The following is a 23,835-nucleotide window of genomic DNA, read 5'->3' as shown; positions in this document are numbered from 1 at the left end:
AGAATGGCGTTGAAAAAAAGGCCCGTCCTAAGACGAGCCCTCCAGGGAATCATCGTTGCAAACCTGAGGAAGGTTGGCTTGACGTTCTTTATTCTAAAAAATCCCTCAAACGTTTACTGCGGCTGGGATGGCGCAGTTTACGCAAGGCTTTTGCTTCAATCTGGCGAATTCTCTCCCTGGTTACACCAAAAACTTTACCCACTTCCTCGAGGGTTCTGGTCCTTCCGTCATCCAGGCCAAAGCGGAGACGCAGCACATTTTCCTCCCTGTCGGTAAGGGTATCTAATACATCCTCCAATTGTTCCTTTAGCAATTCATAAGCGGCAGCATCGGAAGGCGCGAGGGCCTCTTGGTCCTCAATGAAATCCCCTAAATGGGAATCGTCTTCCTCTCCGATCGGGGTTTCCAAGGAGACGGGCTCTTGGGCGATTTTTTGGATCTCCCTCACTTTATCCGGAGACATTTCCATCTCCTTTGCAATCTCCTCTGCGGTAGGCTCTCGTCCCAATTCCTGCAAAAGTTGTCTGGAGACGCGAATCAGTTTATTGATGGTCTCCACCATATGGACGGGAATGCGAATCGTCCTCGCCTGGTCGGCGATGGCACGTGTGATCGCCTGGCGAATCCACCACGTTGCATAGGTGCTAAATTTATATCCTTTATTGTAGTCAAATTTATCCACCGCTTTGAGGAGTCCCATATTCCCTTCCTGAATAAGGTCAAGGAATAACATTCCCCGACCCACATACCGTTTGGCGATGCTTACCACAAGCCTTAAGTTCGCTTCCGCTAAGCGACGTTTTGCCGCTTCATCTCCTTGTTCAATCCTTTTGGCCAGTTCAATCTCCTCGTCTGCGGTAAGAAGTGGCACACGTCCAATTTCTTTCAGATACATTCGCACGGGATCATTAATCTTTATTCCCGGTGGAATGCTAAGGTCATTCAGGTCAAACTCTTCCTCGTTTTCCAGGTCATCGGGAGTGATGTCCTCCTCATCATCCACCGATCTTTCATGAATATCTTCCATTTCGTTAATGATCTCGATCCCTTGTTCATTCAGTTGGTCAAAAAATTCATCCATTTGGTCAGAATCCTGTTCAAAAGGAGAGAGCTTCTCCATAATGAGCGAGTAAGTGAGAAAGCCTCTTTTTTTACCCGTTTCTATAAGTTGCTGTTTCACCTGATCTAATGTAAGCTCCTCATTTTGGACTTTTTGATGGTTCATCTTCTTCCCTCCTTCCATGGCGTTACCTCCGTAGCAAAATCCTTTTCATTTTTTTTTGCCTTTCTCTTATCTGTATGTCTAGGCTGCGAGCTTTGCTTAAATCTCCGGTCTCCAAAGCGATCGCTCTTTCTTTCATCATCACATTCAGCTCCCTCTGTTTCGGAACCTCTTTGATTACTTCGATTAAATCGGACAATCCTTTATCTGAAATGGGTTCATCCATCTCCTCCATAATAATTTCCGTCAACCGGGATTGAAGTTCAGGATTCCCCAATCGGTGAAGAATAGCTGTAGGGAGATATTTCTCTCCGTCTAAGTAACCGGCGTAAATCTCCGCGGCAATAACCACATGCGCTTCTTCATTAAATGCCCCCCCCAAATCATTCATCACGCGAGGGATGATCTCCGGATGCTTTATCATGAGACCAAGCAGCTTCCGCTCCGCATTCACAAAGGCCGGTTTTAGCCTCTTTTCACTGGAGGATATGCTGATATCCATCTTATTATTCCACTTATTTACAGACATATCCCTTCTTTTTTCATCACGGAGATTCTTTCTGACGATTTTCTCCAATTCTTTTCTTAACACCTGTAACGGAATTTGGAATTCATTTCCTAAAGCATTCAAATATTCTTCCCTTTCAATCGCACTGGAAAGCATGGAAATTTCAGCGAGGGCTTTTTCTACATATTTACTACGAATCTGAGGATCTTGGAGATTCAACCCTCTTTTCAGCCTATCCAGGCGAAAAGTAATGAATGGGACGGACGATTTTAGGATCTCGACGCGAAAACGATCTCCTCCATAGAGTCGAATATACTCGTCGGGATCCTTTCCATCCCGCAATAAAGCGACTCTTACGCTTAAACCGTGTTCCTCCAAGATCGTAGCGGCCCGTGATGTTGAATCCTGCCCGGCCTCATCCCCATCGTAGCAAAGCGTAACTTGCTCCACATATCTGCGCAAAAATCGCGCCATTTCCTCGGTAAAAGAAGTTCCTTGAGAGGCAATCACGTTTTCAATTCCTGCTTGATAAGCGGTGATCACATCCATATGACCTTCCATGAGAATAACTTGTCCGCTGCTTCGAATACTTTTTTTCGCTCTGTAGAAATTAAAGAGGATCGAGCTTTTACGGAAAAGAGGGGTTTCCGGGGTATTTAAATATTTTGGCTTTCCATCCCCAAGGGTTCTACCGCTAAAACCGACGACTTGTCCTTTTAGATCTTCTATGGGAAAGAGAATCCGGTCAGCAAATCGATCCCGATACAAGTTCCCCTTTTCACTTTTGATTAATAAACCGGCTTCCACCATTTCATCGGGATCAAATCCTTTTTTTGTTAGAAATCTCGTCAGATAATCCTTTCCCGGCGCATAGCCGATTTGGAAAGTACGGATGGTGTTAAAATCAAGCCCACGCCCTTTCAAGTATTCTCTTGCAGTTTCTCCAGTTCGTGTATAATTTAAAACATGATGGTAATATTTTGTTGCCAGAAGATGCGCTTCCCTCATCCTCTCCTTTTTTAAATCCTCTTCCGACTGCACCCGCATTTCCATCTCAGGCAAAGGAATTCCCGCTTTTTCGGCAAGGTATTGAATCGATTCCACATAGGAAAAACCTTCGATCTCCATGATAAACTTCAGGACATCTCCTCCCACATGGCAACCAAAGCAGTAAAAAAACTGTTTATCGGGGACAACGGTAAAGGATGGGGTTTTTTCGGAATGGAAGGGACATAAGCCCATATATCTTTTTCCACTCTTCCGCAAAGAGACATATTGGCTCACCACATCAACGATGTCATGGGCGAGTCGTACTTTCTCAATGATCTCTTCAGGAATGGATGGCATGCCAAATCATTCCCTTCTCCATTCGGATAAAAAAGTAATTCGCCATCAATCTACAATATCCTTCTTTCTTTCTAAGTTTCAATCCCCTTTTCGATTCACGAGATTATAGTATTCTACACAAACAAAGGAATTCCTTCTTAGAATATTGCGTATTTAACATTTTCTAAACAACTTATGTAGGTAGGAGCCCGATTTCGGCTCCTCATTCATTATCTCGTTTCTTGATCAAAGGGCATATCTCCGATTTCCCAAGATTCCACAAGGTATTCTGCCGAACGATAATCAAAACCAGCGCCAAGCAGGTAGGCAATCATCGCCGTTTCATTTAAGGTTTTCCGTGGATTGATTGACCTCTCCATACCCTGAAGTCCATGTTTTACGGCCGGGCGAACCACCATCATTACGTCACATGGGCTAACAATAGGATAGACAGGATACGAAGGGTAAGACCAATTTGCCGACACAGAATAGCTGGGAAGATGGAGTGGATTGGGATAAGAAGCGGTATAGAGGGGTTGAGAAGAATAGAGAGAGGCATCCGTAGAAAACGTTTCCTGTCGGAAGGCATCTGAGGGTGAAGCTTGGTAAAAAGGGGGTTCCGAGAGAATCCCTTTCTCAATGATATGTTTCTCTTCAGACATTGAAAATGCTCCTTTCTCTTCTTTAGGTCAATATACCGTATGCAGGTGCCTTCCCTTGGGTGTATTGCTCAATTGGAAAAAACCCCGCTCTTCGTGAGCAGGGTTTTTTCATCAAGATCTTAATGGGGTATAGACTTTCCATTAATGAACGACAGATTCCTTCAACGCTTCCTTAGCCGCTCCATGTCGCAGGGCTGCTTGGGCGGCCGCTAAGCGGGCTAAAGGAACTCGATATGGAGAACAACTTACGTAGTTCAACTGAGTCAAATGGCAGAATTCAATAGAACTTTTCTCGCCGCCATGTTCCCCGCAAATCCCTGTTTTTAACCCATCTTTTACGGAACGTCCCAATTTCACTCCTGTTTCAACCAATTTGCCTACCCCTTCCCGATCAAGGACAATGAAGGGGTTTTCCGGAAGCACCTTATGGTCCAAGTAATATTGGAGGAACTTGCCCTCTGCATCATCCCGGCTAAATCCAAAGGTGGTTTGGGTTAAATCGTTCGTTCCAAACGAGAAGAAATCAGCCTCACGGGCGATTTGGTCAGCGGTAAGCGCGGCTCTGGGAATCTCAATCATCGTGCCGACGGTATAGCGAATCTCTCCTACATGTTTTTCCTTCACCCTGGCATAGGTTTCATCCACCATTTTTCGCAGTAGGGAGAGTTCATTTACATGCCCGACCAAAGGAAGCATAATCTCCGGCTCCGTGGGTATTCCTTCTTCTTTTAACTGGAAAGCTGCATTAAAGATCGCTTCTACCTGCATGGCATATATTTCCGGGTGCATGATCCCTAATCGGCAACCTCTTAAACCTAACATAGGGTTCATCTCGTGCATGCTTTTCACCTTTCGCAGGAGATCCTCCTTCTCCCTGAGGAGGATTTTATCCGTCTCCGGTGCCCGGCGCAGGCGATCCACTTCCAGGAGCAGGTCTTCCAGGTTGGGAAGGAACTCATGGAGAGGTGGATCGAGCAGGCGAATGGTTACAGGAAGCCCCGCCATCTCTTTCAAAATCTCATAGAAATCCCCTTGCTGCATAGGAAGAAGCTTACTTAATGCTTTCTGCCTTTCCTCCATCGTCTCGGCTAGGATCATTTCCTGAACCACAGGCACCCGGTCTGGAGCCAAAAACATATGCTCCGTTCTGCAAAGCCCAATACCTTCTGCGCCGAACTCCCTCGATTTTCTCGCATCGACGGGGGTGTCGGCATTGGCACGAACACCGAGTGTTCTATATTGATCTGCCCAGCCGAGAAGCTCTGAAAACTCATCGGAGAGAACGGGATCGATGAGAGGAACCTCTCCTAACATCACATTTCCCGCTCCTCCATCAACCGAGATGATCTCTCCCTGTTTTACCACAATCGACCCTACTTGAAACTCTTTTTTATTTAAGTCGATTTTCATCTCTTCACAACCGGCGATGCAAGGTTTCCCCATCCCCCTAGCCACCACGGCAGCATGGCTTGTCATCCCACCCCGACTTGTTACAACTGCTTGGGAGGCGACGATCCCGTGAATATCTTCCGGTGTCGTCTCAGGACGAACCAGAATCACTTTCATCCCCTGTTTCGCCATCTCTTCCGCCTCGTCGGCATCAAAGACCACCTTTCCTGTGGCCGCTCCCGGGGAAGCCGGCAATCCTTTCACCAAGACTTGTAACGCTTGCCGATCATCGACCCGCCGATGGAGGAGTTGATTTAACTGATCCGGATCTACCCGCAAGAGGGCATTTTCCTTCGTAATTAACCCTTCATGAACCATGTGAACGGCGATTTTCACCGCAGCCTGGGCTGTCCTCTTACCGTTCCGAGTCTGCAAGATAAAGAGTTTCCCCCGTTCTACAGTAAACTCGATATCTTGCATATCCTGATAATGTCTCTCCAACTGGTGAGAAATCTCTTCGAACTGCCGATAAACTCCCGGGAGGAGCTCCTTCAACTTTGAAATGGGCTGAGGGGTACGAATCCCGGCAACCACATCCTCCCCTTGGGCATTGATGAGGAATTCTCCGTACAGTTCTTTTTCTCCGGTGGAAGGATTCCGGGTGAAAGCCACCCCTGTCCCTGAATCATTCCCCATATTCCCAAATACCATGGATTGAATATTTACCGCAGTCCCTAAAGAGTCGGAAATTTTATGGATTTTTCGATAGACGATGGCCCGCTGATTATTCCAGGAGTCAAAAACGGCTTGAATGGCGAGCCGAAGTTGTTCCGCAGGATCCTGAGGAAACGGCTTTTTGATCTCTTTTTCTACGATTTCCTTAAATTGGTATATCACTTCCTGCCAATCGGAAGCTTTTAAGTCAGGATCGTGCTTAACCCCTTTTGCCTCCTTCCGATTCCGAATCACCTCTTCGAAGAGATATTCGTCCAATCCAAGCACCACATCGGAAAACATCTGGATGAAACGGCGATAGGAGTCATAGGCAAAGCGGGGATTTCCTGTAAGTTTCGCAAGACCTTCCACGGTTTCATCATTTAATCCCAGATTTAAGATCGTATCCATCATCCCGGGCATGGAAAAAGCGGCTCCGGAACGAACAGAGACAAGGAGAGGATTCTCCGCATTTCCAAATTCCTTCCCGATCTCCTTTTCCAGCAAGGTTAAGGCCGTATCTACTTCTTCCATGAGCCCTTCCGGAAGGACTTTCCCCATCTCGTGATAGGCATTACAAGCCTCCGTCGTGATGGTAAATCCAGGTGGAACAGGAAGTCCGGCCCGAGTCATTTCTGCTAGATTTGCTCCCTTGCCACCGAGAAGTTCTCTCATCTCCCTGTTTCCCTCTGAAAAACGATAGACATACTTTTTCCCCATATTCGTCATCTTAAATTCTTCCTCCTTTTATCACCTCAAGGATTATATTGGCCGTTTCTTCAACCGCCTTGTTCGTCACGTTAATCACAGGACATCCGATTCGTTTCATAATTTTCTCCGCATATTCCAGCTCATACAGGATTCGCTCGAGACTGGCATAATTCGCTTGGGCGGTAAGCCCCAATGATTTCAACCGTTCGGTTCTGATGTTGTTAAGATGTTCCGGATTAATCGTTAGGCCGATACATTTCTTCGGAGGAATCATGAAGAGCTCTTCCGGAGGAGGAACCTCTGGAACTAAAGGCACATTGGCAACCTTAAGGCGTTTATGGGCAAGATACATGGATAAAGGCGTTTTAGAGGTGCGGGAAACTCCAATAAGGACCACATCGGAACGGAGAATACCCCTCGGGTCCTTGCCATCATCATATTTTACAGCAAATTCTATCGCTTCCACTTTCTTAAAATAATCCTCATCCAATTGATGAACCAAACCCGGCTTATACTTGGGTGGAATCCTCATCTTCTTTGATAAACGTGAAATAATTGGACCCATGATATCGACCACGGGAACTTTTTCCCGTCTGGCTACACGAATGAGGTGTTCCTTCAACCGAGGAACAACGATGGTGTAGACCACTACCGCCTCGTTTTCTTTCGCGGAAGCAATAACCTCATCGACGGTGCTCTCATCATCAATAAAAGAGATACGCCGGATTTCAATCCCATGTCCATCAAACTGGCTGGCTGCGGCTCGAGCCACAAATTCCGCCGTTTCTCCAACGGAATCGGACAACACATAAAGGTAAAATTTTCGGTCATGATCTGTAGAAATGGTAAATCCCTCCTAAATCACTTCCTCTTTTCCCATCTGAACAAAAGCACGGGCAATGGTCGTTTTCGTACAACGGCCCACCACCTGCAAGGCATTTTTCATCCCTTCCACGGGAATGACCACCGGCAAGGAATCGATTTGGTTTTCAATCAACTTGTTCGCCGCCTCAAAGATGGAATCCTCCGGTCCTACGGTGATCACATTGGGCATGCGGGTCATAATGATACCCACCGGGACATCTTCTAAGTTTTTGTTCCCTAGAGATGTCCGAAGCAAATCTTTTCTGGAGACAACTCCGGCCAATAAGTTATCCTTGTTTAAAACATAAAGGGTCCCCACATCTTCAAGAAAAAGGGTAACAATCGCCTCATAGACGCTGGATTGTTCATGCACCACCACAGGAGGCGCTTTATAATCTTTCACCTTTAGTTTGCGAATATGCTCACTGAGCAAGCGATTTCCCGTCTTCCCGGTATAAAAATAACCCACCCTTGGCCTTGCTTCCAAAAAACCCGACATGGTGAGAATCGCCAGATCCGGCCTTAATGTGGCCCGGGTAAGATGGAGATGCTCTGCAATCTGATCTCCGGTAATTGGCCCCCTCTCCTGAACGATCTTTAGAATTTGCTCTTGTCTCTTTGATAATTCGATGGGAATCACCTCAGCTTGTTTCCCTTGATTATGTTATACTATTTACGGTTTACCCCTTATATAGTATATACTAAATCTCTTTGGGAAAAAGTTCAATAGTATATCAAAGCAAAAAAATCCCCCCTTAACAGATCAGGGGAGTAAAACTTCGTTTCAATTGGCCTTCTCAGGAACGGGAAGGAAGCAATTCCTTGTCATTTTTATGCAATGGCACCGGCTCAAATTCGCCTTCGATTTTCCTTCCTACGTGTGGTTTCTCCTCCACCTTTACTCTCTTGATAAAGAAGGAGAGGATGAGGGCGATCACCGCGATCCAGGTGGCCCATACGAACGAATCGTTTATTCCTTGGATGACGGATTCCTTCGCCACAAGACCGCTCATCCATTGGGCGGCTATTACGTTTCCACTCTGTGAAGAAAGATGCATTCCCATCGCGAAAGAATTGCCCAATTGCTGCCATTCCCCCGTCAGTACCGGGTTGGTAGAAGTTAATACATCGGCATAAGAGGCCTGGTGAAAGGTGGTCCGGTTCGTCATGATGGTTACCAGGAGGGCCGTTCCTAACGATCCTGCGACCATTCGGATCGTATTGGTCATCGCCGTTCCGTGACTAGTTAAATGGCGGGGAAGTTGGTTCATTCCTTCCGTCATGACAGGCATCATAAGAAGGGACATGCCAAACATTCTAAGCGTATAGAGGAGCAGAATATGAGGATACCCCGTCTCCGAAGTCAATTTCGTAAATTCCCAGGTGGTAAAAATGGTTACCGTAAGTCCGGCCACCGCCAACCACCTCGCCCCGAAACGGTCAAACAGGGCTCCGGAGATGGGAGACATGATTCCCATTAAGAGAGCCCCGGGAAGGAGAAGAAGTCCTGCTTCAATCGGTGTGAAGCCCCGAATCGACTGCAGATAGATGGGAAGCAAGACCATTGCCCCCATCATGGCCATGTTGATGAGTGCCCCAATCACATTGGTGAGGAGAAATACATCATATTTAAAGACCTTTAGTTCCAGTAAAGGATGTTTTGTGGTAAGCTGCTGCCAGACGAAGAAGATAAGCACGATCACGCTTACCGCGATGGTCCATTTCACCTCCCCGCTTCCCCAACCTATTGAACCTGCACGGCTAAAAGCGTAAAGAAGGCCTCCTAACCCTATGGTAGAAGTGACCACTCCAAACAGGTCTAATTTCGGTTTCGTTAGTTTGATCACATCTTTTAACCAGAAGGCGGCAAGAATCAGATCAAACAATGCAAAGGGGATGGCGATGAAGAATAACCATCTCCAGTGAAGATGCTCTACCACCCAACCGGAAAGGGTAGGGCCCACCGCCGGGGCAAAAATCATGGCCAATCCCATGACCCCCATCGCCTTCCCCCTTTGTTCGGGCGGGAAAATGGTGAGAAAGACATTCATCATTAGGGGCATCACGATACCTGCCCCTACCCCCTGGATCAGCCTTCCGATCAAGAGAAAGGAAAAATTGGGCGAAAATCCGCTGATCACCGAACCGATCGTGAAAAAGAGCATGGCTCCCAAGAAAAGTTTTCTCGTCGAGAACGTTTGCACCAAGTAAGCGCTGACCGGAACCAGGACCCCATTGACCAACATGTAGCCGGTAACCAGCCATTGAATGGTATTGGCGGTAACATTTAAGTCATTCATCATGTGCGGAAGCGCCACATTTAATAAACTTTGGTTTAAAAATGTGGCGAAGGCTCCGATGATAAAGACCGTCATGATCTGAAAGGGCTTAATCTGAGCTTCCCCGCTCCCTCTTTCTTTCTTCCGCTCTCCCCTCTTCCCGACCCCCTCGTGTTCGTCGAAAGACGAGGGAACCTCCTTTTCCTTCGGCCATCCTGTTTCATCTCCATTGAATTCAAGAACCGAAGAGGCGAGATCCCTTCTCCTTACGTCATTAAGCATCTCTTCTTCATTCGAAATCATGGGGTGATGGGGCGTTTTCTCTTTTTCTGTCCTTACTCGGCTCTTTCCTGTACGCCTTAACCAAAGATTCATCCCAATAAGAAGGAGAAGTGAGAAGAAGACATATCCGATCAGGAGGAAATTCATGAAGGACACCTCCTATTTTTTCACCCGCACGGTAACATTTAAACCCGGCACGAGGTTTAAGCCTTTATATCCGTCTAAAGTAATGCGGACAGGGATCACCTGGGTCACCTTGGTGTAATTTCCTGATGTGTTCCCGCTTGGCAAAAGGGAAAAGGTACTTGCCGTATAAAGGCCAATCTGATCTACTTTCCCACTTAAAGTTGTCCCGGGATATGCATCGACATAAACGTCCACCAAATTTCCCACTTGAATATCGTTAATATCCGTCTCTTTAATATTGGCGGTTACCCACAGATGGTCCAAATCAAAAGCCTGTGCCAACGGAACGCCGGGGGCTACATAAGAATTGGGGACGGCAGAACTGGTCACAATGGTCCCTGTTTGGGGGATCGTTATGTCCAATGTGCGAACCACAGGTTCACCGGTTGGGGATTGGGAGACGACTTCCACCTTTCCAATCGTCTCTCCGGCATTATATTTCTTCCCGATCACCCCGTCCCATGCCACCAATTTTCCGGCCGCAGGGGAGGAGATGGAGATGGCCTGCCCTTCGATTCGGGCATTATCGGTCTTCAAATAATTTAAACTTTCGTTATAGAAGGAATAGGCAACAAATCCCCCTCCTACCAGAATGATGAGGGCGATCAGGTTAAATAAAAACATACGGCGAAAATTGGTCACGTTCTCCATCCTCCTGTCTCTTTCTATGCTTCTTCGTTTTATTCATCTGCCATCTGAGTCGTCCGGACATACATCAACAACGATCAGAAAATAAAAAGCAGTACGAACACCTTTTAGGATTTAAAAATTTTTGCAAAGATCGTAATCAGTTCCTCTAATTCCTCATCGCTCACGTTCTCCAATAGATGTTTTAAATACTCTATTCGCCGCCTTTGCAACTCACTCATCATCTCTTCCCCACGGGGAAGAATAGTAAGCATTACGACCCTTCGATCTTCATGAGACCGGATTCGGTCAATCAGCCCCTTGTTGATGAGGCGGTCCGAAATGTTCGTCACATGGCTTAGGGAAACTTGTAAGCGCTTGGCGATTTCTGATATATTTACAGGACTTTCTTCGTGGATGATCTTTAAAACATGAAAGTCGGAGACGGTCAACTCCTCATCCAGTTGATTCATCTCCAACTTTATCTTGCGAAAAAAGCGGTGAAGCAATTGGATAAGCGTTCCTATCATCACTTCCCTGTCCACGTTAATTCACCTCCTTTCTCCACCGTTCCTGATCATGCCTTCTTACGGAATAAACAGACGATACTCTTATTATAATCCTAATTAATATTTAAGCAAGTTAATTATTTAACTTTCCCATAAAAAAAGGGAGGAATTCCTCCTCCCGCACTCTATTTATAACCTCCGAATCGAATGAGCCGTATGGCAAAAGAAGCTAAAAAACCAGCTTTTCAAAATCTGCAAAGCGATAGAAAAGGGAAGATAAAAGAGCCAAAAGAGCGAGGCGATTATTCCTTACCTTCTCCTCCTCAACCATGACCATCACATCGGTAAAGAATTGGTCAATGCTCTCTTTTAGCGTAGCAAAAGAATCAAGGATCTCTTCATCCCCCTCCCGCTCTTCGGCCGCTTTTACTCTACTTTCTAGCTGCAGGAAACCTTCCCATAATCTCTTTTCGCTTTCCTCCATAAACAAGCTTGGGTCAATCTCTTTTTTCTCTGCTTTCAAAGCTAAATGATGTACACGGATGATCGATTCCACAACCGCTTTGAAAGCAGCCTCTTTCATCTTTTCTTCAAGGAGCTTTGCCTTATTTACCATGCGACGCAGTTTCCCCACCGGGGCTCCGAGGATCGCCTCTGCCACATCATGACGAATCCCCTCTTCTTGCAACAGATTACGAAGGCGCAAATGGAAAAAGTTCCTAAGTTCCTTCTTTAAAGCCTCTTCATCAAACCTAAGTTTTGAGGTTTGGCGATAAATATGGATGCTGCTATCGAACATTTGCTCCAATGTTAGCGGGTAGGCTCGATCCACTAATATTTGCACCACACCTTGGGCGGCGCGCCGAAGACCATAAGGATCTTGGGACCCGCTAGGAATGATCCCGATGGCGAACGAACCGACCAGAGTGTCGATTTTATCCGCTAATGCCACTAACGCCCCTACATCGCCGGAAGGCAATGCATCACCGGCAAAACGGGGAAGATAATGGTCGAAAATCGCTTGAGCCACCTCTTCACCTTCCCCTTGCAATAAGGCATATACTTGACCCATCCGTCCTTGCAGCTCCGGAAATTCATAGACCATATGCGTGACCAAGTCAAATTTGGAAATGAGGGCAGCACGGTCAATCTTCTCCACGGTCTCTTCGTTCAGTTTTAATATTTCTGCCCATTCACCGGAAAGCTCCCGAATTCTCCGCACCTTATCGGCGATGGTTCCCAATTCGTCATGATAAACCACATGTTCGAGCTTTTTAAGCGCCTCATCGATCGACAATTTTTGATCCTCTTCGTAAAAGAAACGAGCATCGGCAAGGCGGGCACTTAGAACCTTTTCATTCCCCTTCCTTACCAGTTCAAGCCCCACATCATTTCCGTTCCGAACCGTCACAAAATAAGGTAAGAGTTCTCCATGATCCCCCTCCACGTGGAAATAGCGTTGATGTTCCTTCATGGTCGTAATGAGGACCTCTTTAGGAATCTGGAGAAAAGAGGGATTAAAGGAGCCGTAGAGTGGAGTGGGATATTCAACCAGATGTACAACCTCTTGAAGAAGCTCACGATCCAAAGGAATGTGCCAACGATGTTCCTCCTCCAGTTTCCTTAACCCTTCCAGAATCATTTTTTCCCGCTCTTCCGGATCTACAATACAGTAAGAGGCTCTTAGCTTCCCCTCGTATTCGGCGGGTTCCCGAATTTCTACTTTCCCTCCCAAAAAGCGATGCCCATAGGAAAAACGGTTGCTTTTTACCCCTGCCAACTCCAAAGGAATCACATCGTTTCCATAAAGAAAAAGAAGCCAGCGAATCGGCCGGACGAATCGAAGCTCTTCCCTCCCCCACTTCATGTTCTTTGGAAAGGAGAGTCCCCGAATCACCGATGCTACTTCAGGAAGGATCGCCCTTGTTTCAATTCCTCTCTCTTCCCTCCGCAAGAAAAGAACTTCTTCTCCCTTAACCTCCTTGAAGAAAAGATTCTCCACCCTTCCTCCCTTTCCTTTGGCGAAACCTAATGCGGCCTTCGTCCAGTTCCCCTTTTCATCGACGGCGATTTTCTTTGCCGGACCCTTAATCTCCTCCAGCAAATCTTCTTGTTTCTCAGCCACCTCTGAAATAAGCAATGCGAAACGTCGGGGTGTAGCAAACGACTTTACCGCCCCATGGGAGATTCTGGCGTTTTCTAAAAAGCGGATCATCTTCTCTTTAAATTGGGCGATGGCTTCGGGAAGAAACCGAGCAGGCACTTCTTCTAAACCAATCTCTATGAGCAGATCCCGACTCATTTTATGGCCTCCTTATCTGAGAGCATGGGAAATCCTAGCCGCTCTCTCTCGTTGTAATAGGTGCGGGCGCATTCCCTGGCCAAGTTCCGGACACGGGCGATATATCCTGTTCTTTCCGTCACACTGATGGCTCCTCTTGCCTCCATAAGGTTAAACGTGTGGGAACATTTCAGTACATAATCATAGGCGGGAAAGACCAGGTTCGCTTCCAGGGATCTTAACGCCTCTTGCTCATACATGGAGAAAAGCTGAAAGAGAAGTTCCGGCTCACTTAATTCAAAGGAGTATTTTGAATGTTCATATTCAGGCTGATGAAAGACGTCACCATAGGTAACTCCGTCGACATAGATGAGATCAAAGACATTCTCCTTATCTTGGATGTAGGAGGCAAGGCGTTCTAAGCCATACGTTATTTCGACGGCAACCGGGGACATATCCATTCCCCCGACCTGTTGAAAATAGGTAAATTGGGTAATTTCCATCCCGTCCAGCCAAACTTCCCATCCTAATCCCCAAGCTCCCAGCGTAGGCGCTTCCCAATTATCTTCCACAAAACGGATATCATGCTCCAACGGATGAATTCCTAATTCCCCTAAACTTTCCAGATAAAGTGGAATAATGTCGTCCGGAGACGGCTTCATCACCACTTGAAATTGATGATGCTGATAAAGACGATTGGGGTTCTCCCCATATCGTCCATCGGCAGGACGGCGTGAAGGTTCCACATAAGCCACATTCCAAGGCTCAGGACCGATGGCACGGAGGAAGGTCATGGGATTCATCGTTCCTGCCCCTTTTTCCACATCATAGGGCTGCACGATTACACACCCCTGTTTCGCCCAGTAATCTTGTAATGTTAGGATGATTTCCTGGAAATTCATTGATACACCTCCATAAAATATAAAAACTCGTCCCTATCCTGCTCATCAGCATAGGGACGAGATGACTCCCGCGGTTCCACCCTATTTGGTAAGACGACGCCTACCCTCTTTTCTCAACATGCTGCTCCGAACCGCCCTTCTCTAAAATACCGCACCGGGCTTTCACCCTCCCCGATTCGCTACAAGCGGCATAGTTAGATACTCCTGTTCTTCATCGCATAAAAATCGATGTGATCTGTTTACTTTCATTTATACCTTAATCCTTTCCCTTTGTCAAAGTCTTCATAATCCCTCATGGGGTGTAGCCTTTGCTTAATTGGTCCAACACCCGCTTTGACTTCAACGAAAGGGGGAGATAGGTATCCATGAAAGATTGGATTACTCTCCTGATCTGATTCCTCGTTTCCACCTTGATCTCTACTTCTCCTAGTCTGGCGACGGGGATACGCCTGAGCGTTTGGATGAGACGAACCGAAACGGGTGCGAGGGGAAAGGCTTCACGATCCTTTGAAAGACATCCATCGCAAAGGAATCCCCCTTCCCTTACGCTAAAGGCGACCAGGGGAAGATCGGAACGGCGGCATATGCTGCAGGAAAAGAGTTCCGGGTCGTTTCCCATGAATCCTAAATATTGGAGCTCAAAGATTCGAGCGACAATCTCCATATCCTTGCCCGTATCGAGGGCAAGTAAGGATTGATATAAGAGCGTAAAAAGTTCAGGAAAGCTAACCTGCTCTTCGACGCTTTTGTCCACGATTTCCACGAGATAGGAAGCCCATGCTGAGCGGAAGATGTCCTCCCGAATGTGTCGAAAAGAGTATAACACATCCCCTTGGTTCAAATTCCCCAATCCTTTCCCGGATTGGTAAAATACGAAAGCTCCATAGGTAAATAATTCCGAAACGGCAGAGAAACGAGATTTTGTCTTCTTTGCGCCCTTCGCCAGCACGGAAATTTTCCCCAATTCTTTCGTAAAAATCGTTAATATTTTGCTCCCCTCTCCGTAATCCAGGGAGTGGATAACAATTCCTTCTACCTTGTAAACCATGGTATTTCCCGCTCTTCCTTTACGTCTCCTCTTTCTGCTCTTCTTTCCCCTCACGCTCTTCTTTTCCTGAAACCAACCTTTCGTGTTCTTTGTACAGCAGATAGGATTCGATATTACCCGTTGCTGCAAAAACATTCCACGAAAAATCCTGCATACCCATCATCCTTTCTTTAAGGGACGAATTGGTTGATGTCCCAACAGTGAGGGTTCGAGAATCGTAAAGAAAGGGGTAAGGATATCTTTAGATTCACCTTTGTGAACACGCTTATGCTATGGAAAAATTGGTTTAATCTTCGCGAAATCCAAGTTGCCGCAAGATCCCTTCCCGGTTTCGCCAATCTTCTTTTACCTTGACCCACAAATCGAGGAATACCTTCGTGGAAAAAAGAGATTCAATATCCCGTCGTGCCGCTTGCCCGATCTCCTTCAGCATTTTCCCCTCTTTTCCAATCAGGATTCCTTTTTGGGATTCTCTCTCACAATAGAGAACGGCCCGAATATATAAAGTTCCGTGCTCCCTCTCCGCATATTCTTCGATCTCTACGGCGATGGAGTGGGGAACTTCCTCCCTTAAGCGGTTTAACGCTTTCTCCCGAATCAACTCACCCACCAAGAAGGTTTCCGGTTGATCCGTCTTCCGATCGGGTGGGAAATAATAGGGTCCTTCGGGGAGATACCGATAGAGGGTTTGAATCAAATGCTCCACATTATTTCCGTTGAGAGCGGAAACCGGGATGATCTCGGCAAAAGAAAGGAAATGGCGTACATGATCGATCAAGGGAAGGAGGGCTTCCGGAGCAATCTTGTCAATCTTGTTCAGCACCAAGATGATGGGGATCGACGTCCCTTTTAATCGGTTCATGATTTCCTCATCCCCCCGCCCAATTCCAGCTTCCACATCTATCAGGAGAAGGAGGAGGTCCACTTCCCGGATCGATTGATCTACCACCTTCATCATATATTGCCCCATCCTGGTTCTCGGCTTATGTATGCCCGGAGTATCCAGGAAGATGATCTGCCCTTCCTCCCGGGTTAAAATCCCTCGGATCCGATTTCGGGTAGTCTGCGGTTTATCCGACATGATGGCGATCTTCGTGCCGACCATCTGGTTCATCAGCGTAGACTTTCCCACATTGGGACGCCCGATCAAAGCCACAAATCCGGATTTTTTCCCTTCATAAAGGTTCTTCATCCCTTCATCAAATCCTTCGCTCCGAATGCCCCAGGTAGAAGAGAAGCGACATCCATAATTTCCACTTCCCCTCTTAAATTGGCCAGATAAACAGGCATTTCAGGAGGACAAAATTCCGCCAAAACCTGACGGCATGAGCCACAAGGGGAGACGGGACGGTCCGTATCCGCAACAACGGCCAATGCTTCAAATGAACGCTCCCCCTCCGATACCGCCTTAAAGAGCGCGGTCCTTTCCGCACAGCAGGTCACAGGAAAAGCGGCATTTTCAATATTGCAGCCGGTAAAAATTTTCCCTTCCTTGGTGATAAGGGCCGCCCCCACCGGAAAATTTGAATAGGGGACATACGCCTTTTCCCTGGCTGCTAAAGCTTTTTTAACCAATTCCTCTTTGGAAAACATATCCAATATCTCCTTCACCATATTGGTCTAATGAAAAGGAAAGCCAAAAGATTTAGGGAAAGAAAAATAACGAGCCATTCTAACCATGCGTAAAAGAGTGATTTACCTCTTCTCATAAAAATGTTTACCACAATGGGAAGAAAGAATCCAGTCGCCTGAAAAAAAGGGAGACGACCCAAAATAAAGAGAAGAGTGGAACCAAGAAAAATAGGCACGAGGAAAGTCTCTTTTTTCCCTTTCCAGATACGCAGTCGATAAAGAAGGAAAAAAAGGAAAAGAAGAATCAATAGAAAAGCTGATTTTCCCCAGGCCGTTGGAAGGATATTCGTATATAGAATAAAATGAAACTGAGATACTTTCATGAGCAAGGGCTGGCTCAGGAGGGTAAAGGCGATGAGGACGGAGAAAAAGGCAGCGAGCAAAACCGCACCGGCTCCGGCATCTTTTGCCTTTTTGGCCAATGGGTGGAAATCTTGTGTGGTTAGATCAACGATCGCCTCAATGGCGGTATTGATCAATTCCAAAATAAATACGGACAGGATGATAAAAAGGAGGATGAGAATCTGCATCCAAGACAGCCCGGCCCACAGGCTGACAAGGAGGACCAAAAGGGCCATCCACCCATGAATCCGCATATTTTTTTCTTCCCTGAATGCCCTTATGATTCCCTCAAAGGCGTACTGAAAGCTACAAGACAGCCTTTTCCATTCGTCCATCTTTCCTGTCACCTAACAATACCATGTTTTCGCAAAACCTCTTCCTGTTTGGTAAACATGACCCGCTCATTCTCCGGCGTATCATGGTCATACCCCAGTAAGTGATAAAATCCATGAACGATTAAAAAATAAAGCTCACGGCGGAACGAATGGCCATACGCTTCTGCTTGCCTTTTCGCTTGGGGAATAGAGACCACAACGTCACCGAGAAGCTCCTCTTCGTCAAGAGGAAAAGAGAGGACGTCGGTTGGTCTGTCCACATTCCGGTAAAGTCGATTTAACTCATGAATTCTTTCATCATCACAAAAAAGAATGGAAAGCTCGCCCACTTCCCGTCCTTCCTCCAAAAAAGCGAAGCTTAGAAGGGAGCGGATCTCCCCTTCCTCTTCCTCGGATAATGTAAATTCCGTCTCATAAATAAACTCTACAGATAAGCTCATGCTTGTCTTCCTTCCACTTCTTCATTTTGGGGGTATTCGATCCGGGAATGAAACGTTCCATGAAGCGTCTCTAATATGGAATTCCGAATCGTATCTATCTCCTTTAACGTAATATCACACTCATCAAACTGTCCGTCTTCTCTCTTCTCTTTCACCAGACGATCCACCAGTTCCTCAATTTCTTCCATGGTTGGATGCTTTAACGCACGCACCGCCGCCTCTACCGAGTCGCATATGGAAACCACGGCGGATTCTTTAAACTGAGGTTTCGGGCCTGGGTAGCGGAAATCCTCTTCCTTTGCATTCTCATTCTCTTTTAATGCTTTGTGATAAAAAAACTTAAGCAGCGAGGTGCCGTGGTGCTGTGCCGCAATATCTACGATCGCCTTAGGAAATTTGCTTTCCTTCAACATCTTCACCCCGTCATAGGGATGGGCAATGATGATCGCCTTGCTCAGTTGAGGAGAGATCTGATCGTGGGGATTCTCCCTCCCCATCTGATTCTCGATAAAGAAGGCGGGGCGTTTCGTCTTACCCACATCATGATAATAAGCCCCCACACGGGCCAACAGCCCGTTTGCACCGATCGCTTCAGCTGCCGCTTCGGAAAGATTGGCCACCATCACGCTGTGATGGTAGGTTCCAGGGGCCTCTATGAGGAGTTTCCGCATAAGGGGTTGATTGGGATTCGACAATTCGATTAGTTTTACAGGCGACAATATGCCAAAGATCGCTTCTAAGAACGGAGTAAGCCCAAGGGTAAATACCCCGGATAAAATCCCATTGGCCAAAGAATAGGCCGCGATGGTGAGTAAGGTTTGCCAGGGAAGTGCTGCATTACTCAATAAAAGGAGCATGACGGCAACGAAAAGGTTTGCCAAGCCGATATACAGACCGGAGCGAAGAATCTTAGACCTGGATTGTGCTCCGCTCACTGCATATGCTCCCGAAATCCCCCCTACCAGTGCGATTAAAAAAGGAACAAAATCGATAAAAGTGCCCATTTTTTCATTGAAGAGGATTCCGGAAACAAAAGAGAAAAGAATCGCCGTGAAATAGGCCAAAGGCGTATCAATCAACAGGGAGACCAGGATTGAACCGGTCGCAGCCGGAACCAAATATCCCAATCCCGCGACTTGTAACGCCTGCCCAAGTGTAAAAATCCATAAAATTCCCATGTTTAGAAGCAGAATCGTCATATAGAGAAGAAGTTGGTTTAATTGTTGGGTAACCGCCGAGCGACTCCGGTTTAAATAAATCCATAAGGAAAACAGGATGAGGAGAATAAAAAGAGCCAGCCCGATATAAGGTTTAATAATATGCTCATCCATCAAGCCTGCCAATTTGAGCTTACGCAGATGGTTGGGCGTGATGACCTCCCCTTTGTTAAGGAGAACATCCCCTTCATAAATATAAATCGGTTCTACACCATTTCTAGCCTCCTCCCGTTTTTCCTCCGTTTTTACCGGATCATATTTTATATTCGGGATGATGCTGAAGCGGGCTAATTCCTGTATCACCTTCCGTACAGATGAAGTGAGTTCAGCAACGACTAATTGCTCATTTACCTGATCCCTGGCCGTCTGTAAGTTTTTTTCTTCCACTCCCCCTTTCATAATCTCTTCCACGATATAATTCGAAATATATTGCATCGTATTAATGGTTTCCGGAGGGAGTCCTTCCAATGTGCGATAGGATTGATCGTCCAATTGATAAGGAATATTCTTTTTTAACTCTTCTATTTTCCCGGATTGGGTTAACTCCTTTTTTCCATTAATATCCTTTACCATCTGGAAAATCTTCTCCAGATTTTGGAGCTGGACCTGCGTGATCGAATCATCAATCCGATACTCCGGTTTCACTCCATCCGCCGCTTTCTTTCGGGCTTGCTCGGTGGCTTCCTGATCCAGTACCGTAACAGGAGATAAAATCCGTTCAGTCGATTTATTCCCCACTTGCAGATGGGTATAATTTTTCGGTTCCACGTGACCCATTAAAAGGAGGAAGAAGAGAACCCCTACTCCAAAGAAAAAAAGAAGGCGCAGACTCGTCATTTTTGTACGGGGATTTTGTTTCCTCTTCCAAAACGGCACTTCTTGGGAACTCATCATTATACACCTCTACCCATGCTTTTCATATGCCTCTACGATTTTTTGAACAAGCGTATGACGAACGATATCTTTCTCCGTTAAACGGATAAAACCAATTTCGGGGATATGGCGGAGAGTTTCCCATGCATCCTTTAACCCTGATTTGGTCCCCTTGGGCAAATCTACTTGGGTTAAATCCCCCGTAATGACCATCTTAGAACCCCAGCCCAACCGGGTGAGGAACATTTTCATCTGTTCAGGGGTTGTATTTTGGGCTTCGTCCAAAATCACAAAAGATTCATCCAAAGTCCTTCCTCTCATATACGCAAGGGGAGCAATTTCAATCGTCCCCCGTTCCATCGACCGGTTTACCTGATCTACCCCCATCATATCATAAAGGGCATCATAGAGGGGACGGAGATAGGGATCTACCTTCTCCTGAAGATCCCCGGGCAAAAAACCAAGACGTTCCCCAGCCTCTACGGCAGGCCTTGTCAAAAGAATCCGTTTCACCAATCCGCTTTTAAGTGCGGAAACGGCAAAGACGACTGCAAGATACGTTTTTCCGGTTCCCGCCGGACCGGATGCGAATACGATCTCCTTCTTTTTTAAAGAGGAAATGTAGTGGCTTTGACCCAAGGTCTTGGCCCGTATCACCCTTCCCTTCAGGGTTCTGCCTACCTCCTCTCCAAAAAGAGAGAGCAATTCCTCCGCCCTCCCTTCTTTTGCCAGGGAGATGGCATAATGAACATCCTGTTCGGTGATCGGCGTCTTCCTCCGGATTAAGGCGATCATCACCTCTAATAAACGTAAAACCTCTCCTAGCTGCTCTTGTTTTCCCTGAACCAGAACCTCATCGTGTCGTAAAAGAATGCGGACGGAAAAAGCCTCCTCCATCATTTTGAGGTAGTGATCCTGGGGGCCAAAAAGAATCTGGCTTTCTGAGGTGCTCGCAAGGCGGATTGATACGGAATCAAGAGAAACTTGCAATCAATCATACCCCTTTTACTTTAAGAATTGGAATTTGCCGTGATCGGTAGTTCCTCGACGATATTCTCAATCACAGCATAATGAACCTTTAAATAAACTTTATCATGCTCAACCCATTGTTGCAAAACTTTTTCTTCTTTGATTTTACTTCCCTCCCCCGCTTTAATGAGAAGGTCTTTTCTCGCCAATTGAAGTCCTAATCGGGCCGCCTCTTCCTTCGTCCTTTTTAGGAGCGTTGGTTTATATGCCTTTTTTTCCTCAACTTCCCAACCAAACGGAAGTTTCATGCTGCGGAAATAGAGATGATGACGATTCTCTTCTATATCATAAGATTTTTCCGTCTCTTTGCCAAATCCCCACACTTTGATCCCTAAATCTCCCACGATGAGATAGTAACTTTTTTTTCTCTCTCCCGTATACAGGGGGACCTCCTGCGTTAAGGGGATCGTAATGGTGGAATCGTACCAAACCTCTCCCCAAACGCTCCCCTTCGCCGAAACCGCTTTCTGTTTTCCTTCTTCCCCCGGCGAACCGAGGAAACCTGAGACTAACAATTCTCCTTTATGAACGAACTGATTACGGGTAACCACAGGATTTCCCTTCTCGACGAGCATATCGGTAATAACGGCTGATTTTTTTGCCACCAAATGGCGTGGATTTACCAACAAATTTTCCTCCGCTTTTACTTTCTCCACCACGGTAATTTTGGCAACCACCCCTTCGATGCGGAGACCCACCCAAGCAGCGTCCGGTATTCCTTCCTTTAGTTGTTTTTCCAGTCCTCCCAGGTTTGACAGCCTCCATTTAAACGTCCAGGGCTTAATCCCTATCTTTTCGGCATAATGGTAAACCTCATCCTTTGGAATGCGCTCCGTGCCAAAAACCTCTACTCTCCATACAATGGATGTGAGCATGTACATCAGGACAATAAATAAAAAAAAACCGAAGAGGAATCCCTTTCTTTTTAACATCTTTCGAAGCATAAAGGGAAAACCAATGCGCCGAATGCCGCGAATACGGGTTTTTGTCTTGCGCAGATGGGGTTTGAGGCGGAAAAAATCGTGAATTCCGATGCGAAGTTGAAAAAAATGATTGGGGAGAAGGCGAATATCCCAAAGCTCCACCCCATCCCGGATCACTTCATTGATAAAACGTTCCACATATTTCCCCGAAAGATGCAAGATAAGGTACCCTAGAAACCAGCGCCCGATTTGGTTTCCCATGATTTCACTCCTTATCTAAATAATGAATTTGTGTGATGAATCCTTCCACCATCATTTCCTCTGCCAGAATGAGACGAATCACCAGATTTTTACCTCTGATCCGTAATTGTCCTTTTTTTAATAATAGGCGGAGCTCTTCATCGTTGAAGAGGAGGACTCCGCGGTGGTTCTCAATATAAAGTTGCAAAAAACCGACGATGGTTAATCTGGGGAGGTCAAGGACTACGTCATTGGGAAGTTCAAGGATCTGCACGCTTTTCTGTTTTATTTTAGTGATGCTCCGTTTCAATCTCTTCCACATGAACCGATCCACTCCCTCCTAAGAAGATATATGAAAAAAACGGGTTCAATATGAAGCGAAACATAAAAAACGCCCTGCCATTGCAGAGCGTCCTTTTCGTATTGAACAACTTTTGTCGGTTATGACGATCAGGAGAGATACTCCTGAACCAACTGATTGACCCGTTTCCCATCTGCTCTTCCCGTTACTTTCGGCATGAGATTTGCCATCACTTTTCCCATGTCCTTTTTTGATGTGGCTCCCACTTGGGAGATCACTTCTTGGATCATCTGACGCAGTTCTTCCTCACTTAACTCTTCAGGAAGGTAAGATTTCACGATAGCGATTTCCCGTTGCGCCTTATCAATAAGATCTTTACGTCCAGCCCGTTCAAATTCTTGGAGGGAGTCTAATCTCATCTTTAATTCCCGCGTCAGGACGGAAAGCTCTTCTTCTTCAGATAAAGGTTTGTTCCGATTAATCTCCTCGTTTTTCAAAGATGATTTAAGCATCCGAACTACGGAGAGTCGGAACGAATCTTTATCCTTCATCGCTTCTTTCAAATCCTGATTCAACCGTTCCATAATCGGCATGAGAAAAAATCCTCCTAGTACTTACGCTTGCGTGCGGCTTCCGCTTTCTTTCTGCGTCTCACGCCTGGCTTTTCGTAATGTTTGCGTTTCTTCACTTCCGCTAGAACTCCGGACTTTGCGAGGTCTCGCTTAAATCGGCGAAGAGCACTATCCAAAGACTCGTTCTCTCGAACACGAATCTCTGCCATTTGATATCCCTCCCTCCACATCAACCCCCAACGACGATAACGACGTTAAAGGCTTAAGCCATCACAGCCCATTATACTAAATGATATGGGCTCAGGTCAACCACGAGCCTACGCTCATGTTGTACGTCTGTGATATTGTCATATCGTAACGCTTCAGAGAAAATGTCACTATGGGACAGGAGAGAATCACATTGACCAAAAAAGAATTGAAG

The 23,835-nt window shown here is 46.3% G+C and carries 23 protein-coding genes; all 23 read right to left on the bottom strand.

Annotation, left to right across the window (positions count from 1 at the left end):
• Nucleotides 1-88: 88 nt before the first annotated feature.
• The gene (gene rpoD / locus THEAE_RS0109065) at nucleotides 89-1,225 is read right to left on the bottom strand and encodes an RNA polymerase sigma factor RpoD (RefSeq protein ID WP_028987236.1); all 1,137 of its coding nucleotides are present in this window, start codon (nucleotides 1,223-1,225) and stop codon (nucleotides 89-91) included.
• Nucleotides 1,226-1,247: 22 nt separating this feature from the next.
• Entirely contained in the window at nucleotides 1,248-3,077 is a 1,830-nt protein-coding gene (gene dnaG / locus THEAE_RS0109060) for a DNA primase (RefSeq protein WP_028987235.1), read from the bottom strand.
• A 209-nt stretch (nucleotides 3,078-3,286) separates the two neighbouring features.
• On the bottom strand, nucleotides 3,287-3,718 hold the full coding sequence (locus tag THEAE_RS20530) for a hypothetical protein (protein ID WP_039944397.1): 432 nt from the start codon (nucleotides 3,716-3,718) through the stop codon (nucleotides 3,287-3,289).
• Between the two features lie 141 nt (nucleotides 3,719-3,859).
• A complete protein-coding gene (gene ppdK, locus THEAE_RS0109050) occupies nucleotides 3,860-6,541 on the bottom strand; it encodes a pyruvate, phosphate dikinase (protein ID WP_039944983.1) in 2,682 nt (893 codons plus the stop codon).
• A gap of 10 nt (nucleotides 6,542-6,551) precedes the next feature.
• Nucleotides 6,552-7,304 carry a pyruvate, water dikinase regulatory protein gene (locus THEAE_RS0109045; RefSeq protein ID WP_245605546.1) on the bottom strand — a complete coding sequence of 251 codons (753 nt, stop codon included), beginning with the start codon at nucleotides 7,302-7,304 and terminating at the stop codon, nucleotides 6,552-6,554.
• An 84-nt stretch (nucleotides 7,305-7,388) separates the two neighbouring features.
• Nucleotides 7,389-8,036, bottom strand: coding sequence for a transcriptional regulator CcpN (ccpN, locus tag THEAE_RS0109040; RefSeq protein ID WP_005586189.1), 648 nt, complete (start codon nucleotides 8,034-8,036; stop codon nucleotides 7,389-7,391).
• 157 nt (nucleotides 8,037-8,193) lie between these two features.
• Entirely contained in the window at nucleotides 8,194-10,104 is a 1,911-nt protein-coding gene (locus tag THEAE_RS0109035) for a DHA2 family efflux MFS transporter permease subunit (protein WP_039944395.1), read from the bottom strand.
• Between the two features lie 12 nt (nucleotides 10,105-10,116).
• A complete protein-coding gene (locus tag THEAE_RS0109030; RefSeq protein WP_028987230.1) occupies nucleotides 10,117-10,785 on the bottom strand; it encodes an HlyD family secretion protein in 669 nt (222 codons plus the stop codon).
• 113 nt (nucleotides 10,786-10,898) lie between these two features.
• On the bottom strand, nucleotides 10,899-11,315 hold the full coding sequence (locus THEAE_RS0109025) for a MarR family winged helix-turn-helix transcriptional regulator (RefSeq protein ID WP_052329885.1): 417 nt from the start codon (nucleotides 11,313-11,315) through the stop codon (nucleotides 10,899-10,901).
• Between the two features lie 193 nt (nucleotides 11,316-11,508).
• Nucleotides 11,509-13,581 (bottom strand): glycine--tRNA ligase subunit beta, encoded by a 2,073-nt coding sequence (gene glyS, locus THEAE_RS0109020; protein ID WP_028987228.1) that lies wholly within the window; start codon nucleotides 13,579-13,581, stop codon nucleotides 11,509-11,511.
• The gene (glyQ, locus tag THEAE_RS0109015) at nucleotides 13,578-14,462 is read right to left on the bottom strand and encodes a glycine--tRNA ligase subunit alpha (protein ID WP_028987227.1); all 885 of its coding nucleotides are present in this window, start codon (nucleotides 14,460-14,462) and stop codon (nucleotides 13,578-13,580) included. The genes glyS and glyQ overlap by 4 nt, the downstream gene beginning before the upstream one ends.
• Before the next feature lie 292 nt (nucleotides 14,463-14,754).
• The gene (gene recO, locus THEAE_RS0109010) at nucleotides 14,755-15,510 is read right to left on the bottom strand and encodes a DNA repair protein RecO (RefSeq protein WP_005586183.1); all 756 of its coding nucleotides are present in this window, start codon (nucleotides 15,508-15,510) and stop codon (nucleotides 14,755-14,757) included.
• Nucleotides 15,511-15,529: 19 nt separating this feature from the next.
• Nucleotides 15,530-15,664 carry a YqzL family protein gene (locus THEAE_RS22570; protein WP_005586182.1) on the bottom strand — a complete coding sequence of 45 codons (135 nt, stop codon included), beginning with the start codon at nucleotides 15,662-15,664 and terminating at the stop codon, nucleotides 15,530-15,532.
• 132 nt (nucleotides 15,665-15,796) lie between these two features.
• On the bottom strand, nucleotides 15,797-16,702 hold the full coding sequence (gene era / locus THEAE_RS0109000) for a GTPase Era (protein ID WP_005586181.1): 906 nt from the start codon (nucleotides 16,700-16,702) through the stop codon (nucleotides 15,797-15,799).
• Complete coding sequence (locus tag THEAE_RS0108995; RefSeq protein ID WP_039944391.1) at nucleotides 16,699-17,103, bottom strand: cytidine deaminase; 405 nt, start codon at nucleotides 17,101-17,103, stop codon at nucleotides 16,699-16,701. Before THEAE_RS0108995 ends, era begins: the two co-directional genes overlap by 4 nt.
• 14 nt (nucleotides 17,104-17,117) lie before the next feature.
• Nucleotides 17,118-17,819, bottom strand: a complete 702-nt coding sequence (locus THEAE_RS22565) for a diacylglycerol kinase family protein (protein WP_084213644.1) — start codon at nucleotides 17,817-17,819, stop codon at nucleotides 17,118-17,120.
• Between the two features lie 8 nt (nucleotides 17,820-17,827).
• Entirely contained in the window at nucleotides 17,828-18,259 is a 432-nt protein-coding gene (gene ybeY / locus THEAE_RS0108985) for an rRNA maturation RNase YbeY (RefSeq protein ID WP_005586178.1), read from the bottom strand.
• On the bottom strand, nucleotides 18,256-20,367 hold the full coding sequence (locus THEAE_RS0108980; RefSeq protein ID WP_028987225.1) for an HD family phosphohydrolase: 2,112 nt from the start codon (nucleotides 20,365-20,367) through the stop codon (nucleotides 18,256-18,258). Before THEAE_RS0108980 ends, ybeY begins: the two co-directional genes overlap by 4 nt.
• Before the next feature lie 12 nt (nucleotides 20,368-20,379).
• The gene (locus tag THEAE_RS0108975) at nucleotides 20,380-21,339 is read right to left on the bottom strand and encodes a PhoH family protein (protein WP_005586176.1); all 960 of its coding nucleotides are present in this window, start codon (nucleotides 21,337-21,339) and stop codon (nucleotides 20,380-20,382) included.
• Between the two features lie 20 nt (nucleotides 21,340-21,359).
• Nucleotides 21,360-22,562: a sporulation protein YqfD gene (gene yqfD / locus THEAE_RS0108970; protein ID WP_005586174.1), complete on the bottom strand. Its 1,203-nt coding sequence runs from the start codon at nucleotides 22,560-22,562 to the stop codon at nucleotides 21,360-21,362.
• A gap of 4 nt (nucleotides 22,563-22,566) precedes the next feature.
• Nucleotides 22,567-22,863, bottom strand: a complete 297-nt coding sequence (gene yqfC, locus THEAE_RS0108965) for a sporulation protein YqfC (protein ID WP_005586172.1) — start codon at nucleotides 22,861-22,863, stop codon at nucleotides 22,567-22,569.
• A gap of 128 nt (nucleotides 22,864-22,991) precedes the next feature.
• Entirely contained in the window at nucleotides 22,992-23,435 is a 444-nt protein-coding gene (locus THEAE_RS0108960; RefSeq protein WP_028987222.1) for a GatB/YqeY domain-containing protein, read from the bottom strand.
• Nucleotides 23,436-23,449: 14 nt separating this feature from the next.
• The gene (gene rpsU / locus THEAE_RS0108955; protein ID WP_005586169.1) at nucleotides 23,450-23,623 is read right to left on the bottom strand and encodes a 30S ribosomal protein S21; all 174 of its coding nucleotides are present in this window, start codon (nucleotides 23,621-23,623) and stop codon (nucleotides 23,450-23,452) included.
• Nucleotides 23,624-23,835 lie beyond the last annotated feature (212 nt).

It is taken from the genome of Thermicanus aegyptius DSM 12793 (assembly GCF_000510645.1).
Lineage (GTDB): Bacteria > Bacillota > Bacilli > Thermicanales > Thermicanaceae > Thermicanus > Thermicanus aegyptius.
The sequence above is the reverse complement of the archived record's forward strand: the minus strand, read 5'-3'. Positions and strand labels throughout refer to the sequence as shown.

Coding starts and splice junctions, on each gene's coding strand:
- THEAE_RS22570 (WP_005586182.1), bottom strand. CDS start 15,664: ATGCAGGATTTTTCGTGGAATGTTTTTGCAGCAACGGGTAATATCGAA.
- yqfC (WP_005586172.1), bottom strand. CDS start 22,863: ATGTGGAAGAGATTGAAACGGAGCATCACTAAAATAAAACAGAAAAGC.
- yqfD (WP_005586174.1), bottom strand. CDS start 22,562: ATGGGAAACCAAATCGGGCGCTGGTTTCTAGGGTACCTTATCTTGCAT.
- era (WP_005586181.1), bottom strand. CDS start 16,702: ATGAAGAACCTTTATGAAGGGAAAAAATCCGGATTTGTGGCTTTGATC.
- glyS (WP_028987228.1), bottom strand. CDS start 13,581: ATGAGTCGGGATCTGCTCATAGAGATTGGTTTAGAAGAAGTGCCTGCT.
- dnaG (WP_028987235.1), bottom strand. CDS start 3,077: ATGCCATCCATTCCTGAAGAGATCATTGAGAAAGTACGACTCGCCCAT.
- THEAE_RS22565 (WP_084213644.1), bottom strand. CDS start 17,819: ATGGACGAATGGAAAAGGCTGTCTTGTAGCTTTCAGTACGCCTTTGAG.
- THEAE_RS20530 (WP_039944397.1), bottom strand. CDS start 3,718: ATGTCTGAAGAGAAACATATCATTGAGAAAGGGATTCTCTCGGAACCC.
- THEAE_RS0108995 (WP_039944391.1), bottom strand. CDS start 17,103: ATGTTTTCCAAAGAGGAATTGGTTAAAAAAGCTTTAGCAGCCAGGGAA.
- THEAE_RS0108960 (WP_028987222.1), bottom strand. CDS start 23,435: ATGCCGATTATGGAACGGTTGAATCAGGATTTGAAAGAAGCGATGAAG.
- rpoD (WP_028987236.1), bottom strand. CDS start 1,225: ATGAACCATCAAAAAGTCCAAAATGAGGAGCTTACATTAGATCAGGTG.
- THEAE_RS0108980 (WP_028987225.1), bottom strand. CDS start 20,367: ATGAGTTCCCAAGAAGTGCCGTTTTGGAAGAGGAAACAAAATCCCCGT.
- ppdK (WP_039944983.1), bottom strand. CDS start 6,541: ATGGGGAAAAAGTATGTCTATCGTTTTTCAGAGGGAAACAGGGAGATG.
- THEAE_RS0109035 (WP_039944395.1), bottom strand. CDS start 10,104: ATGAATTTCCTCCTGATCGGATATGTCTTCTTCTCACTTCTCCTTCTT.
- glyQ (WP_028987227.1), bottom strand. CDS start 14,462: ATGAATTTCCAGGAAATCATCCTAACATTACAAGATTACTGGGCGAAA.
- ybeY (WP_005586178.1), bottom strand. CDS start 18,259: ATGAGCTTATCTGTAGAGTTTATTTATGAGACGGAATTTACATTATCC.
- rpsU (WP_005586169.1), bottom strand. CDS start 23,623: ATGGCAGAGATTCGTGTTCGAGAGAACGAGTCTTTGGATAGTGCTCTT.
- recO (WP_005586183.1), bottom strand. CDS start 15,510: ATGGTTTACAAGGTAGAAGGAATTGTTATCCACTCCCTGGATTACGGA.